The 16,449-nt window shown below is 59.5% G+C and carries 17 protein-coding genes, 1 tRNA gene and 1 pseudogene; 13 read left to right on the top strand and 6 right to left on the bottom strand.

The annotated features are described in order from the left end of the window. The first annotated feature begins 35 nt into the window (after positions 1-35). From C2H86_RS08340 to C2H86_RS08330, 3 genes are all read left to right on the top strand, one after another. Positions 36-446 (top strand): pilin, encoded by a 411-nt coding sequence (locus C2H86_RS08340; protein WP_159412185.1) that lies wholly within the window; start codon positions 36-38, stop codon positions 444-446. Positions 447-516: 70 nt separating this feature from the next. After that, positions 517-592, top strand: a tRNA-Thr gene (locus C2H86_RS08335). 277 nt (positions 593-869) lie between these two features. Further along, positions 870-2,024, top strand: a complete 1,155-nt coding sequence (locus C2H86_RS08330; RefSeq protein WP_159412184.1) for a Fic family protein — start codon at positions 870-872, stop codon at positions 2,022-2,024. Positions 2,025-2,367: 343 nt separating this feature from the next. On the opposite strand, the gene C2H86_RS08325 is transcribed toward C2H86_RS08330, so the two are convergent. Continuing rightward, entirely contained in the window at positions 2,368-2,946 is a 579-nt protein-coding gene (locus C2H86_RS08325) for a HEPN domain-containing protein (RefSeq protein WP_159412183.1), read from the bottom strand. A 649-nt stretch (positions 2,947-3,595) separates the two neighbouring features. Here C2H86_RS08325 and C2H86_RS08320 point away from each other — a divergent pair. Both C2H86_RS08320 and C2H86_RS08315 read left to right on the top strand, forming a co-directional pair. Next, the gene (locus C2H86_RS08320; protein WP_110639746.1) at positions 3,596-3,826 is read left to right on the top strand and encodes a hypothetical protein; all 231 of its coding nucleotides are present in this window, start codon (positions 3,596-3,598) and stop codon (positions 3,824-3,826) included. Between the two features lie 81 nt (positions 3,827-3,907). Further along, positions 3,908-4,708 (top strand): class I SAM-dependent methyltransferase, encoded by an 801-nt coding sequence (locus C2H86_RS08315; protein WP_240349692.1) that lies wholly within the window; start codon positions 3,908-3,910, stop codon positions 4,706-4,708. 31 nt (positions 4,709-4,739) lie between these two features. Here the strand turns inward: C2H86_RS08315 and C2H86_RS08310 are convergent, their stop codons facing one another. Next, complete coding sequence (locus C2H86_RS08310; RefSeq protein ID WP_159412181.1) at positions 4,740-6,125, bottom strand: GntP family permease; 1,386 nt, start codon at positions 6,123-6,125, stop codon at positions 4,740-4,742. A gap of 331 nt (positions 6,126-6,456) precedes the next feature. On the opposite strand from C2H86_RS08310, the gene C2H86_RS08305 reads away from it, so the two are divergent. Together C2H86_RS08305 and C2H86_RS08300 are read left to right on the top strand one after the other, a co-directional pair. Further along, positions 6,457-7,266 (top strand): AraC family transcriptional regulator, encoded by an 810-nt coding sequence (locus C2H86_RS08305; protein WP_159412180.1) that lies wholly within the window; start codon positions 6,457-6,459, stop codon positions 7,264-7,266. A 120-nt stretch (positions 7,267-7,386) separates the two neighbouring features. Next, the gene (locus tag C2H86_RS08300) at positions 7,387-8,019 is read left to right on the top strand and encodes an alanyl-tRNA editing protein (RefSeq protein ID WP_159412179.1); all 633 of its coding nucleotides are present in this window, start codon (positions 7,387-7,389) and stop codon (positions 8,017-8,019) included. 9 nt (positions 8,020-8,028) lie between these two features. Here C2H86_RS08300 and C2H86_RS08295 read toward each other — a convergent pair whose 3' ends face one another. Next, positions 8,029-8,301, bottom strand: a complete 273-nt coding sequence (locus C2H86_RS08295) for a hypothetical protein (protein WP_159412178.1) — start codon at positions 8,299-8,301, stop codon at positions 8,029-8,031. 98 nt (positions 8,302-8,399) lie between these two features. Between C2H86_RS08295 and C2H86_RS08290 the strand changes: the two genes are divergently transcribed. The 6 genes and pseudogenes from C2H86_RS08290 to C2H86_RS08265 all read left to right on the top strand — a co-directional run bounded on the left by C2H86_RS08290 (position 8,400) and on the right by C2H86_RS08265 (position 13,230). Then, a complete protein-coding gene (locus C2H86_RS08290; RefSeq protein ID WP_159412177.1) occupies positions 8,400-9,212 on the top strand; it encodes an alpha/beta fold hydrolase in 813 nt (270 codons plus the stop codon). Then, on the top strand, positions 9,205-10,374 hold the full coding sequence (locus tag C2H86_RS08285) for a PAS domain-containing sensor histidine kinase (protein ID WP_205524599.1): 1,170 nt from the start codon (positions 9,205-9,207) through the stop codon (positions 10,372-10,374). The genes C2H86_RS08290 and C2H86_RS08285 overlap by 8 nt, the downstream gene beginning before the upstream one ends. Positions 10,375-10,444: 70 nt before the next feature. Next, on the top strand, positions 10,445-11,374 hold the full coding sequence (locus C2H86_RS08280) for a malate dehydrogenase (RefSeq protein ID WP_159412176.1): 930 nt from the start codon (positions 10,445-10,447) through the stop codon (positions 11,372-11,374). Positions 11,375-11,532: 158 nt separating this feature from the next. Beyond that, positions 11,533-11,869 (top strand): annotated as a pseudogene (locus C2H86_RS08275) (type VI secretion system tube protein Hcp). 9 nt (positions 11,870-11,878) lie between these two features. After that, a complete protein-coding gene (locus tag C2H86_RS08270) occupies positions 11,879-12,856 on the top strand; it encodes a hypothetical protein (protein ID WP_159412175.1) in 978 nt (325 codons plus the stop codon). After that, positions 12,853-13,230, top strand: a complete 378-nt coding sequence (locus tag C2H86_RS08265) for a hypothetical protein (RefSeq protein ID WP_159412174.1) — start codon at positions 12,853-12,855, stop codon at positions 13,228-13,230. The genes C2H86_RS08270 and C2H86_RS08265 overlap by 4 nt, the downstream gene beginning before the upstream one ends. Positions 13,231-13,322: 92 nt before the next feature. Here the strand turns inward: C2H86_RS08265 and C2H86_RS08260 are convergent, their stop codons facing one another. The 3 genes from C2H86_RS08260 to glyA all read right to left on the bottom strand — a co-directional run bounded on the left by C2H86_RS08260 (position 13,323) and on the right by glyA (position 16,354). After that, on the bottom strand, positions 13,323-14,288 hold the full coding sequence (locus C2H86_RS08260) for an arsenic resistance protein (RefSeq protein WP_159412173.1): 966 nt from the start codon (positions 14,286-14,288) through the stop codon (positions 13,323-13,325). A 71-nt stretch (positions 14,289-14,359) separates the two neighbouring features. Then, a complete protein-coding gene (locus tag C2H86_RS08255; protein ID WP_159412172.1) occupies positions 14,360-14,953 on the bottom strand; it encodes a hypothetical protein in 594 nt (197 codons plus the stop codon). A 147-nt stretch (positions 14,954-15,100) separates the two neighbouring features. Continuing rightward, positions 15,101-16,354: a serine hydroxymethyltransferase gene (gene glyA, locus C2H86_RS08250; protein WP_027918253.1), complete on the bottom strand. Its 1,254-nt coding sequence runs from the start codon at positions 16,352-16,354 to the stop codon at positions 15,101-15,103. Positions 16,355-16,449 lie beyond the last annotated feature (95 nt).

The raw sequence follows: 16,449 nt of genomic DNA, 5'->3' as shown, positions 1-16,449 counted from the left end.
CCTCCACGAGTACACGTATCAAAAGGAAATCGTTCATGAAAGGGCAACGCGGTATCACCCTGATCGAACTGATGATCGTCGTCGCGATCATTGGCATTCTGGCGACCATCGCCATCCCGATGTACACCAACCACCAGTCCCGCACCAAGGCTGCGGCCGGGTTGTTGGAAATCAGCGCGCTGAAGACGGCGATGGAGCTGCGGTTGAATGAAGGCAAGGATGTGGGGAGTGTGGCTGAGTTGGGTGGCCAGCCGGCTACGGCGAACTGTGCGATCACGGTCAGCAGCAAGGCGGCGGACGGGACTGGCACGATCGCGTGCACCCTGGCTGATGCGCCGGCCAATGTGGTTGGCAAGAGCCTGACCCTGACCCGCTCGCCTACCGGCTGGAGCTGCACTACCAACATCGAGGAAGACCTCGCGCCGAAGGGCTGCAAAGCGTCCTGAGGGGCGGGGAATAAGGCCGGGGAAACAGGGGTTTACGCGGCGGGTGCGGCAGTGGTACGTTGCGCTACACGCCGGTGTAGCTCAGTCGGTAGAGCAGCGCACTCGTAACGCGAAGGTCGCAGGTTCGATTCCTGTCTCCGGCACCAGACATCCTTGTTCGCGGTGTATCTCCAAGATCCGTGAAGGCCAATGAAACCGCCGCTTGGGCGGTTTTCTTTTGCCTGTGATTTTTCGTCCCCTCTCGGCCCCGAGGCTTGCACCCAACACGGGTCAAATTCCACTTATCGACGTGCCTTTTTCCACTTAGGGTTGCGCGGCTTTCGAGATAATGCTTTTCTTCGTAAAGGCTTGGGTCTAATGAATACGGGCTAAAAAGCAAAAAAATTCGAGATAATCTCATCGCCGCTTAGAGATAATTCAGAGATGCCGCAATTTTCTCACCACGATCTCCAGTTGCTGAACCCCTCCTTCGACTCACCCTTGGTCGACGTGTTGAGCGAGCTTGAGTTCCTGCGCAGGTTACGGCTAGAGGGCGACACACCTGCACCGGTTTTCTTCCAGCTCAAGGACATCTTCCATACATTGGAGAGCTTGGGATCTGCGCGAATCGAGGGTAACCACACCACCCTGGCGGACTACATCGACAGCAAGGTCGAAGGCACAGCCGAAAGCACCGATCAGTTGCTGGAGGTCGCCAACATCGAGAAGGCGATGGAGTACATCGAGCAGGTGATGCAGCCCGGCGTGGATCTGACGGAGCACATGATCCGCGAGCTGCACGCCATGACGGTGGTCGATCTGCGTCGCGAAGGAGACCGCACACCCGGTGCCTACCGTGAAGGGCCGGTGCGTATTTCCCAGTCGGATCACCTCCCGCCTGAGGGGCTGCTGGTGCCGCAGTACATGCAGGAATTGGTCAGCTTCATCAACCGCGACGATTCGCCGAAATATGCATTGATGAAGGTCGCCCTGGCGCACCATCGCTTCGGCTGGATTCACCCATTCGGTAATGGCAACGGGCGAGTGGTAAGGCTGCTCACCTACGCGCTGCTGATGAAGTACGGCTTCAACGTGAACGTGGGCGGGAGGGTGCTGAACCCGACCGCAGTGTTCTGCAACGACCGGGAAAAGTATTATTCCATGTTGGGGATGGCTGATACCGGCACTGCGGCGGGGTTGGAAGCATGGTGCATTTACGTGCTTGAGGGCATTCGTGATGAGCTGGAGAAAGTGGATAGGCTCACCCAGTATGGCTACCTCACAAAATCGGTTTTGTCCCCAGCTGTGAGTTATGCGCGCAGCCGGGAATGGATCACTTCAGTCGAAGAGCAGATTCTGGCCTGTGCGATAAACATGAAAGTTGTGAAGTCTGCTGACATTGCGCAGGCAGTCCCGAAGCTCACCGCGGCCCAACGTACCTACCAGATCAAGAATCTGGTGGACCAGGGGATGCTGCTACCGGTCAGCCCGGGGTCCAGACAGTACACGATCGGGTTCTCGAACAATTATTTGATACGGGGAGTCATCAGGGCGTTGAGAGGCCAAGGTTTCATTCCGGAGCCACTCGATAGGCCGTGAGAAGCACCTTCGGTACCCCAGTCGCCCCCTGAAACAAACATCCATGGGCGACCGCGAGAGGGGCGCCTCCCCTTTCGCTGAATGTTTTGCAGACCCCCCTGTCCTGCGCACCATCATCTTGAATGCATACAACCTCAAAAGCTTCTATGAGCTGAGAGCGGTCCATGCATGTGCACGCTATGAGTAGATCACCCTACACTGCGTACCTAACAACGGTGGTGAATGTTGTCAGATGGATCGAAGCCTTGATCGTTTAGCAGATACTACGCTTAAAACGCACTTCCCTATCCTGGGTTCTATGCGGTAGTTCATGGGCTGTCACTAAAGTCGTGGGAGATCATAATTACTTTTTCAGTTCGAGAGCTGATTTCAACTCTTCAAGAACTATGTTCTCGGTTAGCTCAGCAATTTTTCTTATGATCTCCATGTTCTTGAAATTTTCTTCGAAGCACATTGGTGTTATTGCTTGTCCTTCATGAGCAATGCTGTGCCTGGCATCCAGGATCTTGCTAAGAGTGTTCGTTGCCTCATCCCTTGTAAGCTCTGGTGATTGCCAATGTTCTGAAACCTTGTTTATGCCGAGGGTTTCTTTGAAAAGTGTGTCGACATTTTTTGTGTTTGGAGTGTTGAATCTGTTAAGTGATTCATTTAGTTTGTTTTTGGCAATCGTTTTCAATATTTGACTACCTTCGGATTTCTCGATTTTTCTAAATCCGTATTTTGCAAGATCCTCAATAAATACTTGCCAAAATGCGACTAACTGGATTATGTAGGATTGATTTAGAAAGTGTATTTTTAGATGTAGCTTTGTTGCGTCGCAATTGGCTAGGTCTTTCTGTATGTGCTGAATGAATCTTATTTTTTTGAGGTTCTTATTGAAGGTGTGAAATGGCTTGTATTCAAGGTCTAGAATAATTGACATCGGTGGCTCTGGCGAGGAGTGAATTTATTTGAGTGTTCGTTGGGTCGCTATGCGTCCGTTAACAAACGGAGAGTCTCAGCGTCACAAGCTTAGTCGGGTCTAAACTAACAGGAAAGTGAATTATCTCCGGAAGGTTAAATGAACCGTCCTGATTCAGATCAGCCTCGTCCTGCGTTTACGAAGTGCCTGCTGGGGTTGGAATCTTTCCTACAACGCGCGTTGCCACCCCACAAGACGCCTACGGTTGCGAAAGCAGGAACATAAGGATAAATTCCCCCAGTCGCCGAAGCATCGGCGATGCGACCTTGGCCGGTCGGAATCGAAAGGCGCAGCAGCGCCCAGTCTTCATCGCAGGCGCTTTTTTGTGCCCGCGATGTCGCGTTATGGCGGTGGTGCGCGGGACACCTTCGGGTGTGCCGGGCTCCTTTCGTCCCGGTCGGCCAACCCGCGTACTGCTGCCACCTAAACTTGCTTGGCCGCGAGCGGTGGCAGTTCCACAACGAAAGGAACTCATGCATGACCACCAGAAATCCGTTCAGGATCCTCGCATCCGTTCTCCGCCGCCGCCCTGCGCCGGCTCCCAAACCTCACCGCTTCTACCCGATCTGCGATCTGGCTCGTCCCACCTCCAACCCGCAGGTGGTGCCCCATGACTGACCAGGAACGCTTATCCACCATTCAAAGCTACGCCTGGACCCTCGAACTGCTCGGCGAAGCCCTGGTCCAGCACGATGAAGTGCTGGAGTGCGAACACAACCCTCACCTGAGCTTCCGCAACACTGCAGGCATCCACCAGGCGATCCGGATCATCAGCCGGCTGGCCAGTGAGCAATGCGGGAAGATGATCGACCCCAGCGACTTGAGCGACCTGGTCGATTGAATGGGAACAGAGCTGTCGCCAGCCTATAGCTGGCACAGCTGCTACTGTCAGAAGCCTCAACAACGAAAGATGAGGTTCAAGATGGTTTCTCACAAGGATGTCATCGCCAAAAACCGTGATGCCTGGAATGCATCAGCCGATCACCATCGGCGAAGCGCGGCCTGGAGCCAGCTAATCGATGCCGTGGCTCACAAAGACTTTTCGTGCCTGGATTCCACCCTGACTGACCAGTTGAAACAGGTAGGCATAACGGGAAAGGCCGTTATCCAGCTGGGCTGCAACAATGGCCGTGAAGTGCTTTCACTGTTTGCTCTTGGCGCATTGGAAGTGGTCGGCGTCGATCAGTCTCGCGAATTTCTCAAGCAAGCGCACGAGCTAGCCGAGATTTCCCCTTACTCGCCAGACTTCATCGAAGCCGACATCCACGAGCTCCCGGCAAACCTCAACGAGCGCTTTGATGTCGCCCTGATCACCATCGGTGTCCTGAACTGGATGCCCAACCTCGCCCTGTTCTTCAGCCACGTTGCCAGAACGCTGAAACCGGGCGGCACCCTGGTGATCTACGAAACGCACCCCTTCCTGGAAATGCTCGACCCCGAAGCCAGCGACCCGTGGCGCATCAGCACTTCCTATTTCCTGAACGAACCGCTGGTCGAAACGGGCGCCATCGTTTACGAAGGCAAGGCCGAGCCCAACGAGCTGCAGTCATACTGGCATCTCCACCCGCTAAGCGATGTGCTCATGAGCGTTACTGGCGCAGGCTTGACCCTTCGTGCATGCGACGAATACCCGCATTCCAATCGAGAGGAGGTCTACGACGTCTACGAGCAGGGCGCAGCACAAATACCGATGTGCTACACCCTGGTCGCAGAAAAGCGATGAGCAAACTGATGAACTGGGCCGGTCTTCCGGCTCAGCCCACCGTAATCCCCGCATTCAGCATCAACACCACGATCAAGCCGACCACCGCCACGATGGACTGCACCACCGAAATGGTCTTGGTCGCTTCACCCATGGTCATGCCAAAGGACTCCTTCACCATCCAGAAGCCCGCGTGGTTGGCATAGTTGAAGAACAGCGAACCACAGCCAATCGACAGGGCCAGCAACGGCAGGTTCAGGCTCGGGTCCGCGCCTGCAAGCGGCGCCAGCAAGCCGGCAGCGCCGACGATACCGACCGTGGCGGAGCCGGTAGACACCGACAGCAGCATCGCGATCAGCCACCCCAGGATCAACGGCGGGAAGGCCGATTGCTGAGTCAGGTGCACGATGGCATCGCCGACCTTGGCGCTGGTCAGCATCTCCTGGAAGGCTCCGCCCCCGGCGATGATCATGATGATCGAGGCGATCGGCTTGAGGCTTTTGCCCAGCGCATCGCGCAGCTGTTCGGCGTTGCCGCCGCGCGCGAGTACCAGGCTTGCGCCGGCGAACAGTACGCCCAGCAGCATGGCGATCAACGGGTTGCCCAGGAAGCTGGCCAGTTCCAGCAGCGCATTGCCCTTGGGTAGCAGCATTTCGGCGACGGCATGCACCAGCATCAGGATTGCCGGCAGCAACGCGGCCAGCATGCCGACCGCTACGCCGGGGCGGGGTTGATCGTCGGCTTTCTCGGCCAGGGTGAACTGGTCCAGCAATGCCTGGTCGGGCCGCGTGCTCATGCGCTGCGAAATGAACAGGCCATACAGTGGGCCGCCCAGAATCATGGCCGGGATCGCGGCAAGGAAGCCATAGAGCATGGTGGGCCCGACCGAGGTCTTGAGCACGGCGATGGCGGTCAAGGGGCCAGGGTGCGGTGGGACCATGCCGTGCATGGCGGCCAGCGCGGCGATCACCGGCACACCGACATACACATACGCCGAGCCCTTGAAGCGGGCCTTGCTCTCCAACTTTCGCGCCACGCTGAAGATCAGCGGCAGCATGATCACCAGGCCCACTTCGAAGAACATCGGGATGCCAATGACAAAGGCAACCAGCATCATCGCCCAAGGGATCATCCGGTCCGAGGTGCGCTTGAGGATCACATCCGCGACCTGTTCAGTGACGCCAGCGTCCGCCAGGATCTTGCCGAGCATCGCGCCCAGCGCGATCACCACCCCGACCGCACCCAGCGTCTTGCCAGCGCCCGTTAGCAGGTGGGAGACGATGTTGCCGGGCTCCATGCGGGTGGCAAAGCCCACGCCAATGGACACCACCAGCAAGGCCAGCAGCGGGTGCATCTTGAGGCGGGACACGATCAGCGCTACCAGCACCAGGACACTGACCAGTGCGGTCAGCAACAGCTGTATATCTAAGGGAGTCATTCAGGGAATCTCGGGCGGTTCTGCGGGCAGTAGCGAACAGTCATCTGTTACGGGCAAATAGCCGATTGGCTGCGCAAGCTTCGAAGTTCGGAGGAATGGGGCAGGGGCTGGCGCACGGAGATATGGCGCCGGGAAAGCGGGTAAGGCAGGAGAGTGCGGTCATGGAGCGATTCACCTTGTTATTTGGTCATCTATATGAATCTATTTCAAAGTATTTCCGGTACGGCGGGATGCTGTCAAGAGCGAGTGGTCGTGGCAAAGCCTTGCCCACGCCACCACCGCTCCCGATCAGGTATGCGATGATCACCCCCGGTGTGGCAGGAGGCGGGAGATGGCAGACCACGTTGATTACAAACGCAACAGCGAAATCCCTGGGCTGGTGCTGAGCGAGGCGCGCTTCTCGAGTTTCCGTTTCGGGCGTCACTACCATCTGGATTTCCATGTTGGCCTGATCACCGAGGGCGTACAGCGCCAGGTGCTCAATGGCCAGACGACGTTGCTATCGTCGGGCACCATCCAGTTGATGCCACCTGGCGAAATCCACGATGGCATCAGCGCCGGCGACGACGCTTACACGCTCAAGACCTTCCGGGTGTCCGCCGACCTGTTGCGCAGCGTGACCCAGGAGCTGACCGGCCGTGATCAGTTTTCCGCCCTGGGTGGCGCATTGCTGCAGGATGCAAGTCTCGCCATTCAACTTTCCCGGCTGCACGGCTCGCTCGCCGAGGGGCTGCCTACAGACCCGCTGTTCGTCGATTCTCAATGGCTCATGCTGCTCGGGCGGCTGTTCGCCCAAGCGCGGATGGTCAAGCCGCAGTTCGTCAAAGGCACGCTTTCAGTCGTGCAGTGGCATCGTGTGCGGGATTACTGCAACGAACACCTCGCCGACAAGATAACGCTCGAAGAACTGGCAGCGTTGTGCGGCCTGGAGCGTTTTCACTTCCTTAAGCTGTTCAAGCAAACGGTCGGCATGACGCCACATGCCTGGTTGGTGCGATTGCGCCTGGAGCGCGCCTGTGTGCTGCTGAGCCATACCCCGTGGGAATTGACCAGGGTTGCGCAAGAGGTGGGCTTCTACGATCAGAGTCACTTCAACCGGGCCTTCAAGCAAGCCTTTGGTGTTGCCCCGTCTCGTTACTGATCCCTGAATGATCGGGCGCCTGCGGAACCCGTCAATTTTTTACAAGTGCGCGAAATCCTCTCTCTTTACCCTTGAGTCTTGATCGGGCACTGCCCTGGAAAGAAGCGAGGATTTTGATCCATGACGCAACGGCTTTACTACACCAGCGATGAGTTGACCTTGAGCACGCACGTGGTGCGCTGCACGCCGAGGGAGGATGGACGCTACCGGGTCGACCTGGCCCAGACCCTCTTTCACCCCCAGGGTGGTGGGCAGTTGGCGGATGAGGGAACCATCGCGGGTATCCGGGTAGAGGAAGTGCTCAATGTCGAGGGAGAGGTGGCGCATATCGTCGGGCAACCTGTGCCCTTGGGCAGCGTCGAGATTGCCATCTCGCCCGAGGTGCGCGCGCTGCATGCTCGCCTTCATTCGGCCGGTCACCTGATTTCCGGTATCGGGCAGAACTTGGGCTGGCTCCCCAGCAAAGGCCATCACTGGCCGGGGGAGTGCAGGGTGGTTTTCGAGCGTCAGGCCGACTGCGCGCCGCTGACTGCCGAAGGCATCGAGGCGGCGGTGAACGCGCTGATAAAGCGCGACGCGCCCCGTCAGCTGATCGACCAGGACGGTGTCCGATCGGTGTGTTTCGGCACCCTGCCGATGCACGGCTGCGGCGGTACGCACGTCGCCTCGGCGGGCTTGATCGGGCCGATCAAGGTGCTCAAGCTCAAAGAGAAGAAGGGCCTGCTGTCGGTGCATTACGACGTGGCTCGATAGCGCTGCCATTCAATACAACGACCGTGTCGACTTGCTGGTGTCCGCCACCAACCCTGAAGCTGCGGCGTTCTTCGGCAGTTTTTTCATCACTGTGCTGCCGGCACAGGCCTCTGGCTGGGTGCCGGTGGCTGCCGTCACGGTTGTCTCGCTGACGTCCGAAGTTAATCGGCAATAATCAGCAAATTCTCCACCGCAATCACCGATTTCGCGTATGGTGCGCCTTACGGCCCCGCCAAAAAGGCCGTCACTCCCGTCTTCGGCGCCGCCGAAGACCCATGCCAAGTTATTACACGTTGCCCGCCTCTCGCGTCGACTATTCTCACAAGCAGACCGCATGGATCGCTCTGCCCGGCGCAATGCTGAACGACATCGGAACCGGTATGACTCTCCATCAGCGGAACAACGTGAGCATCGCGGGCAAAGGCCGCGCCACCCTGATCCTGTCCCATGGCTTTGGCTGTGATCAGTCCATGTGGAAGTTTCTGCTGCCGCATCTCGTCGAGCGGATGCGCGTCATCACCTATGACCTGGTGGGCGCTGGGCAGTCAGACCTCGCGGCCTACGATCGGGAGAAATACGCATCGCTGTGGGGCTACGCGGAAGACCTCAACGAGATCATCGACGCTTATGGCCAAGGCCCCGTCATCGTCGCCGGCCACTCGGTCAGCGCCATGATCGGCGTGCTGGCCGAGCGTCAGCGGCCCGGGCGGATTGCCGGCCTGGTCATGATCGGTGGGTCACCTTGCTACATCGACTCGGGCACCTACAGCGGGGGCTTTTCGCGCGATGAGGTGCAGACACTGCTCTCGGTTATCGACGAAAACTACCTTGGCTGGTCCAGCACCATGGCGCCCGTGCTGATGGGGGCATCCGGTGAGCCGGCGCTTCAGGAGCAATTGCTCAGCAGTTTCTGCCGGACCGATGGGCAAATCGCCCGGCATTTCGCCCGGGTCATTTTTTTGTCTGATCATCGACAGGAGGTGGACGGCCTGCGCTTGCCGAGCTTGATCCTGCAAAGCTCCGACGACCCGGTCGTGCCGATGGCAGTGGGTGAGTATCTGCATCGTGTGCTGCCCGACAGCCAGCTGGTGGTGGTCGACAACATGGGCCATTACCCACAGCTGAGCGCCCCTAGCGCTTGCTCCGCGGCCATGGACGGCTTCTTCACCCGGCTGGGGCTTGGCCATGAATGATCCGGCCGTGTTGTTCACCGAATCGTACTTCGAGCACGCGCCCTGCGGGTTGGTGGTCATGGAGGCGGACGGCACCCTGGTGCGCTGCAACGCCACGCTGGGCAACTGGCTGGGGTATGACACGGACAGCTTGAAACAGCGCAGTTTCGACCAACTGCTGACCGTGGTCGGGCGCACCTTCCAGCTTACCCACTGGGGGCCGTTGCTGAACATGCAGGGTTCGGTGTCGGAGGTGAAAGTTGGCCTGCGGCATCGCGATGGCCATGTGGTTGCCATGCTGCTCAACGCTGTGCGGCGCGAAACCCCCGATGGGGTTCGCTACCAGCTGGCGCTGTTCTGCACCACCGAGCGCGATCGCAACGAGCAGTTGGTGTTCCAGGCCATGCAGCGCGCGGAGGAGCTGCTGGCGCAGAAAATCACTGCCGAGCAAGCCTTGCAGCGGGCCAAGGAAGAGCTGGCCACGGCCTACGCCGAAGCCCAGCGGCGCGCGGTGCTCGCCGAGCAGATGGTCGCCGTTGCCAGCCATGACCTGAAGAACCCCATGACGGCCATCAAGATGGCCACCGAGCTGCTCGGGCGCGATGCCCACAGCGACCGGGCGCGTCGCCTGTTGGGCAGCATCAGCACCTCGGCCGAGCGCGCGCAGCGCATGGTTGTCGACCTGCTGGACTTCGCCTCGGTCAGGCTGGGGCAGGGCATCAGTATCCGGCGCCAACAGGTCGACCTGCTGAGGGCGGTGGACCAGTGCGTGAGCGAACTGCGGATCGCCTTTGGCAACGCTTGCATCCGCCATCTGTCACGGGGGCAGGGCGCGTTCGAAGTGGATCAGGACAGGTTGCAGCAGATGATCGGTAACCTGGTCGCCAACAGCGTGGCATACGGCGACCTGCGCTACCCCGTCACGCTGACTTCCGAATTCTGCGCCGAGGGCGTGACCCTGAGCGTCCACAATCATGGGCCTGCCATCCCTGAGGCGCTGGTGCCGACCTTGTTCGAGCCGATGACGCGGGGCAGCGACCGGCAGGATGCGTTGCGCTCTGTCGGGCTTGGCCTGTTTATCGTCAAGCAGATTGCCGAGGCGCACGGAGGGCGGATCACCATGACGTCCAACCCGGTCTACGGCACCACCTTCACCATCCATCTGCCTTCGCAGCCGAGCTAGATCTCCCGCTCCTACACTGTAGGCATAGGCCGGCGCGCCTCAGGTGGCGCACGCCGCTGGGAGGTGTCAGGTGAACAAGTTATCAATCGTGGGTGCCGGGATCGTGGGCGAGGCGGCGGCGCAGGTGATCGCCCGGGAAGAATACTGCCGTGAGCTGGTGCTGATCGACGTACAGGGCGAGCTGGCGCAGGGCAAGGCGCTGGACGTGTGGCAGGCGGCCGTGGAGTCGGGTTCAGATACCCGCGTTCATGGCGGCGCCAAGCCTGAAATGCTGCAAGACTCCGACCTGGTGGTGATCACCGCAGGCGTGCCGCGCAAGCCCGGGCAATCTCGCCAAGATGTATTAAGCATCAACCTGCCGATCATCGACGGCATCATGCAGGACATCAACCGTTATGCGCCGGCGGCGACAGTGCTGGTGGTGTCGAACCCGGTCGACGTGCTCACCTACCGGGCCTGGTCGCTCAGCAAGCTGGGGCGAGGCAAGGTGTTCGGGCAGGCGGGGGTGCTGGATACCGCACGCATGAAGTGCTTCATAGCCGAAGAGACCGGGTTTTCTGCCCGAGACATCACGGCGCTGGTGCTGGGCGGGCATGGCGACAGCATGGTGCCGCTGATGCGTTACTGCCAGGTCGGGTCGGTGCCGCTGTCTCACTTCCTGTCCGCTGAGCAGATCGAACGGATCGTCGAGCGTACGCGTAAGGGTGGTGGCGAGATCCTGGGCTTTAAGAAGGTCGGCAGCGCCTGCGATGCCCCGGGTGTGGCCATTGCGCAGATGGTGGATGCGATCGCCAATGGGCGTAACCGCATTTTGCCGGCGGTTGCGATTCTTGAAGGGGAATACGGGCGCACCGATATCGCCATGGGCGTTCCCTGCGTGCTGGCAGAAGAGGGGATTGCCAGGGTGATTGAGTTGCCGCTGGATGCTCAGGAGCAGGCGATGTTTGATCACTCGGCGGATCAGGTGGCGAGGGATATTGCGGAGATGAAGGCGTTGTGAGGATTTGAATTGTCGTTGGTCATGCCATGCAGCGGGTGTGCAGGCTCGGGTGGTGTGGGGTAACTCAGGCAACCGTTACGCCAGGGAACATTTCACCATCCTACGTGTCACACCCGTTCATCGGGGTATCTCCCCACCATTACCAAGGAGAGGTAAGCATGGCCTTTGACGCTTTCATCCAAATCGACGACATTGCTGGCGAAGCGCTGGATGAGCAGTACACCAACTGGATCGAAATCAACGGCTATAACTTCGGCGTGAATCAAAGCACGTCTGCCACCGCGAGCTCTTCTGGCGGTGCCACATCGGGGCGAACCACCCTGACCAACTGCCGATTACTCGCAGAACGCCAGTTCAGGCGTTCCCATCGAAATCGTCCAGCTGAACTACGGGCGTATCAAGACCACCTACACCCGCCAGAAGCGCTCCGACGGCAGCGGCGGCGGTAATGTGGCCGGGGGCTGGGACCGGATCAACAACAAGAAGTACGCGTGAGGTAGGGCCATGTCCGAAGCACGCAGCTTCATCAACCCAAGAACCCAGTCGTACCAGTCGCTGAAAGCCAGTACGCCAGTGTCCGGTTACGCCAGGGGCAAATTCGATGTCTTGAATGCGCACATTGCCAACAGCGTGGTCATGGCCGGTGAACTGGTCATCCTGGGCGACCCCGATACGCCTTCTTGCACCAGCCAGGAAGCGTTCCTGATGGCCAAGGCTAGCGAGGTGCACGCATGCCTGCTGACCAGCGGGGTGGACGCGGATGATTTCTTCCTCGAGCACTTCGACTTGCTGCAAAGTCTGCTGGCCCACGCTTCGATGGGGGCCGGTGCTGCCAGCGAGGGTTGGAGCAAGCACCTTGGCAATATCAAGACCACGCTGGAAGATATCGAGAAACTGCACCGCGACTACCTGGGTTCTGGCACGCTCGCTGCCCGTGATGCGTTCTACGCCAAGCGCTCTGCCTTGTTCATGAAGCTCGAAAAGCAGTTGGGCAATGTTGCCGCGTACGGTTCGGGGTTGCGCCGCCAGGGCAAGGTCAAGCAGGCATTGGGCATCTCGACCCGCAGCTACCTGCATACCGGTGAAATCGCGGGTTATGCCGACAAGGTGTCTGGCGTTGCCAGAGCGTCGAACCTGGTCAAGAAGGGCACTTACATCGGTACCGCGTTGGATGTGGCATCCACAGGCCTGTCGATTCATAAAGCTTGCACTACGGGGCGAGAGGATCAGTGTCGGCGGGCCAAATATGTTGAAACATCGACTTTGATGGGGAGCCTGGCGGGAGGTAGCGCCGGGGGATATGCAGGAGGTATGGCAGGGACCGGTATTTGTGCCGTTGTACTGGGGGTCTCTACAGGCGGCCCCGGAGCATTGGCTTGTGCTGTCGTTGGCGGTGCATTGGGGGGGAAGGTTTTCGGTGATTTAGGGGGCAAGTGGGGCGAGACTTTTGGTGACGTATTGTATAGCGAGGTATCGGAGTGAATGCAGTTGAGCCTGTATGGATTGCGTTTATTATCCTTGCATCCATGATGCTGGCTATGGTCGTACAGTGTTATATCGCACATAAGTACACTGAGCGTTTTGAGTCCTTTCTTACAAACTGCATATTCGTGACCGGCAATAAAATTACTTTTCAACATGCAGGACTGCTGGGCAAGCTCATGCGCACAGGATTGATCTCCATGGTGTTGGCTGTGCCGAAGATTTTCTTGCGCAGGGGGTTGATTGATCTCGATGAAGTTAAACGCTTCCCGCCGCGTATGAGGCGACTGCTGGTGACGATGTTGGTAATCCAAATCGGATTGCTTGCTGCGCTGGTCATTTTCGATTACACGCAGCCCCCGATGGATCACTGAGGAGAAAATGAGGTTGAGATATTCCCCTTGAATCCAGGGGGCTGCATTGCAGCCCTTTCGTGGCTGAAGGCCGCCCCTAAAGGAAATTGCGATCAGGCCAGACGGGGTGGTACGAGTAGCGGAATCAGACGGATGTATAACAGCTCGCTCACTAATTCCACCAGCGTTTGGGTGATCACCGCCGCTGCTGCAAGCGCACGCAAGTCTTCCGGCAAGGCCAGCGCCAATGGCAACACCACCAGCGAGTTCCGTGTCGCGGCGCTGAAGGTCACCGAGCGTGCCTCGGCCACCGGCAGGCGCAGCAACCGTGCCGAAACGAACCCGAGCACCGGCGCCAGCAGCATGAAGCCGACGTACACCGGAATCACCGGCAGCAACTGGTCAAAATCACGCATAACCACGGCAATCTGCGACCCGATCACCGCCACCAGCACCAGGGCCATCGCGGGCACCGGCATCCATGCCCAGGCGTCATTCCAGGCCGACACAGCGCGGGAGCGGCGGGCGCCAGCACTGGTCAGTACGGCGAGGACCATCGGCAGCACGATCAGCAGCGCGAAGGCTTCCACGAACGGCGCGATGCTGATGGCCACGCCGCTGCTGTCGCCGAGCATCAGCGCCAGGTACACCGGCAGCAGCACCAGCTGCACCAGCAACAGCACGGGCGTGGCGGCGAGGGTCAGGCGCGAGTCACCCTTGCCGATGTGGGTGAACACCACCACATAGTCGATGCACGGCGTCAGCAGCACCAGCAGGGCGCCGATCAGGATCGCCGGGTGCTCGGCCAAGCCGCGGGTGAGGCCCCACACCAGCAATGGTACAAGGACAAAGTTGGCAAGCAGCAGGGCAGCCATGAAGCGGCGGTTGCCCAGGCCTTGGCGCAGGTCAAGGAAGGGGATCTGCAGGAACATCGCATACATGAGGACGGCGATGGCGGGGGTGATCAGGGCTTGCAGGTGTTGTGCGGCGTCGCCGGCCAGCAGGCCGAAGGCAACGGCAGCGAGCACCGCGGCAAAGTAGATCGGGATTTGCTGGGTTTCGAGTTGCTCTCTGGTCAAGACCGGGCCTGTGCTGGGTTGTGCTTGGGGTGGCACAGGTTAATACGTGACGACGGATGGCGCACGACGTATCAGGCCGGCTTGAGCCAATCGACACCGCGCTCCTGAATGATCAGGCTCAAGGTCCCTTGCTGGGCAGCCGGATAGCAGGCCAGAAACCCGCCCACCGGATGCAGATTGTGCACTTCCAGCGGATGCCCATCCGCACTGGCCAGCTGAATTTCCCTGCGCCCATTTTCAAGCTGGGTCAGGTCGAACGCCTCACCGGTTTGAGCATCGGTCAGCGCCCACAGGCTTGGGTCTTCTGCCTTGATCGGCTGGGCATTCACAAGGCCATCGTCGGTGATAAACACACCCTGGCCAGCTTGGGGGCCGCTGCGCAGATAGAGGCGGTAACCCGCATCGCCATGGCGAAAATACAGCAGCAACGCCGCTGGCTGGGCGGCTTGCTCGAAGGTGATCAGCCCGATCTCCTGGCCGTGATGCCAGTCCGTTTCGGTGCCATTCAACATGCCAAGGGTCGTGGCGCCTTCAACCGCGTAACCCGACGCTTGATGCGGACTCACCAGCATTACGGGCCCGGTGGTCATGTCGCCCAGTACATTGATGGGTGCTTCAGCAACCTGCAAGGTGGCAGTGAAGGACAGTGCTACGTGATCAGCCATGAGTGGCCTCCTGCTCGTTTATCAGAGGAGGTGGCAGGTTAGGCAGCCTGGTTCACACAGCCTATTCGGAAGCGGTTCCCGCGCCAGGACGCAGGCATGAAAAAACCCGGCACAAGGCCGGGCTTCTTCACATCAGGCTTGCGCCAATCAGTTGCCGTAGACCGGCAGCTTCTTGCAGATGGCCTTGACCTTCTCACGCACGGCGTCGATCACCGCTTCGTTGTTCAGGTCAGCCAGGATGTCGCAGATCCAGCCGGCCAGCTCGCGGCACTCGGTTTCCTTGAAACCACGGGTGGTGACGGCTGGGGTGCCGAAACGCAGGCCCGAGGTGACGAACGGGGAACGTGGGTCGTTCGGTACCGAGTTCTTGTTGACGGTGATGAAGGCTTTGCCCAGGGCAGCGTCAGCATCTTTACCGGAGATTTCCTGCTTGATCAGCGACAGCAGGAACAGGTGGTTCTGGGTGCCGCCGGAAACGACGTCGAAACCACGCTCGATGAACACTTCGGCCATGGCCTGGGCGTTTTTCACGACCTGCTGCTGGTAAGCCTTGAACTCAGGTTGCAGTGCTTCCTTGAAGCAGATGGCCTTGGCGGCGATCACGTGCTCCAGCGGGCCGCCCTGGGCACCTGGGAAGACGGCGGAGTTCAGCTTCTTCTCGATGTCGGCGTTGGCACGGGCCAGAATCAGGCCGCCACGTGGACCGCGCAGGGTCTTGTGGGTGGTGGTGGTGACCACGTCGGCGAACGGCACCGGGTTCGGGTACACGCCAGCGGCAACCAGGCCGGCAACGTGGGCCATGTCGACGAACAGGTAGGCACCGACCTTGTCGGCGATGGCGCGGAAGCGGGCGAAGTCCAGGACCTGCGAGTAAGCCGAGAAGCCGGCAACGATCATCTTCGGCTTGTGCTCTACAGCCAGGCGCTCGACTTCGTCGTAGTCGATCAGGCCGTTGCCGTCGATGCCGTACTGGATGGCGTTGTACAGCTTGCCCGACGAACTTACCGAAGCACCGTGGGTCAGGTGGCCACCGTGGGCCAGGCTCATGCCCAGGATGGTGTCACCGGCCGACAGCAGGGCCAGGTAGACTGCGGCGTTGGCTTGCGAACCCGCGTGCGGCTGGACGTTGGCGTAGTCGGCGCCGAACAGCTCTTTGGCACGGTCGATGGCCAGTTGCTCGACCACGTCGACGTACTCGCAGCCACCGTAGTAGCGCTTGCCTGGGTAGCCTTCGGCGTACTTGTTGGTCAGGACCGAGCCCTGGGCTTCCATGACTGCCGGGCTGGTGTAGTTTTCCGAAGCGATCAGCTCGATATGCTCTTCCTGGCGCAGGGCTTCTTGCTGCATGGCTTCGAAGAGCTCGGCGTCGTACTTGGCAATGGTCAAATCACGGCTGAACATGGCGGTCCTCAAGGATCGGGGTAATTTGGGGGGGCATTCTAACCGATTGATCCGCGCCTGGCATATGAACTGGCATCAAGTCGCGGACCAATGGG

Source organism: Pseudomonas putida, from assembly GCF_009883635.2.
GTDB classification, from domain to species: Bacteria; Pseudomonadota; Gammaproteobacteria; order Pseudomonadales; family Pseudomonadaceae; genus Aquipseudomonas; species Aquipseudomonas putida_W.
Note: the sequence above shows the minus strand (reverse complement) of the source record. Positions and strands in the feature narration are given on the sequence as shown.

Excerpts from the sequence above, each read along its gene's own strand:
- C2H86_RS08340 (WP_159412185.1), top strand. The coding sequence starts at position 36 with ATGAAAGGGCAACGCGGTATCACCCTGATCGAACTGATGATCGTCGTC.
- C2H86_RS08330 (WP_159412184.1), top strand. The coding sequence starts at position 870 with ATGCCGCAATTTTCTCACCACGATCTCCAGTTGCTGAACCCCTCCTTC.
- C2H86_RS08325 (WP_159412183.1), bottom strand. The coding sequence starts at position 2,946 with ATGTCAATTATTCTAGACCTTGAATACAAGCCATTTCACACCTTCAAT.
- C2H86_RS08320 (WP_110639746.1), top strand. The coding sequence starts at position 3,596 with ATGACTGACCAGGAACGCTTATCCACCATTCAAAGCTACGCCTGGACC.
- C2H86_RS08315 (WP_240349692.1), top strand. The coding sequence starts at position 3,908 with ATGGTTTCTCACAAGGATGTCATCGCCAAAAACCGTGATGCCTGGAAT.
- C2H86_RS08310 (WP_159412181.1), bottom strand. The coding sequence starts at position 6,125 with ATGACTCCCTTAGATATACAGCTGTTGCTGACCGCACTGGTCAGTGTC.
- C2H86_RS08305 (WP_159412180.1), top strand. The coding sequence starts at position 6,457 with ATGGCAGACCACGTTGATTACAAACGCAACAGCGAAATCCCTGGGCTG.
- C2H86_RS08300 (WP_159412179.1), top strand. The coding sequence starts at position 7,387 with ATGACGCAACGGCTTTACTACACCAGCGATGAGTTGACCTTGAGCACG.
- C2H86_RS08290 (WP_159412177.1), top strand. The coding sequence starts at position 8,400 with ATGACTCTCCATCAGCGGAACAACGTGAGCATCGCGGGCAAAGGCCGC.
- C2H86_RS08285 (WP_205524599.1), top strand. The coding sequence starts at position 9,205 with ATGAATGATCCGGCCGTGTTGTTCACCGAATCGTACTTCGAGCACGCG.
- C2H86_RS08270 (WP_159412175.1), top strand. The coding sequence starts at position 11,879 with ATGTCCGAAGCACGCAGCTTCATCAACCCAAGAACCCAGTCGTACCAG.
- C2H86_RS08255 (WP_159412172.1), bottom strand. The coding sequence starts at position 14,953 with ATGGCTGATCACGTAGCACTGTCCTTCACTGCCACCTTGCAGGTTGCT.
- glyA (WP_027918253.1), bottom strand. The coding sequence starts at position 16,354 with ATGTTCAGCCGTGATTTGACCATTGCCAAGTACGACGCCGAGCTCTTC.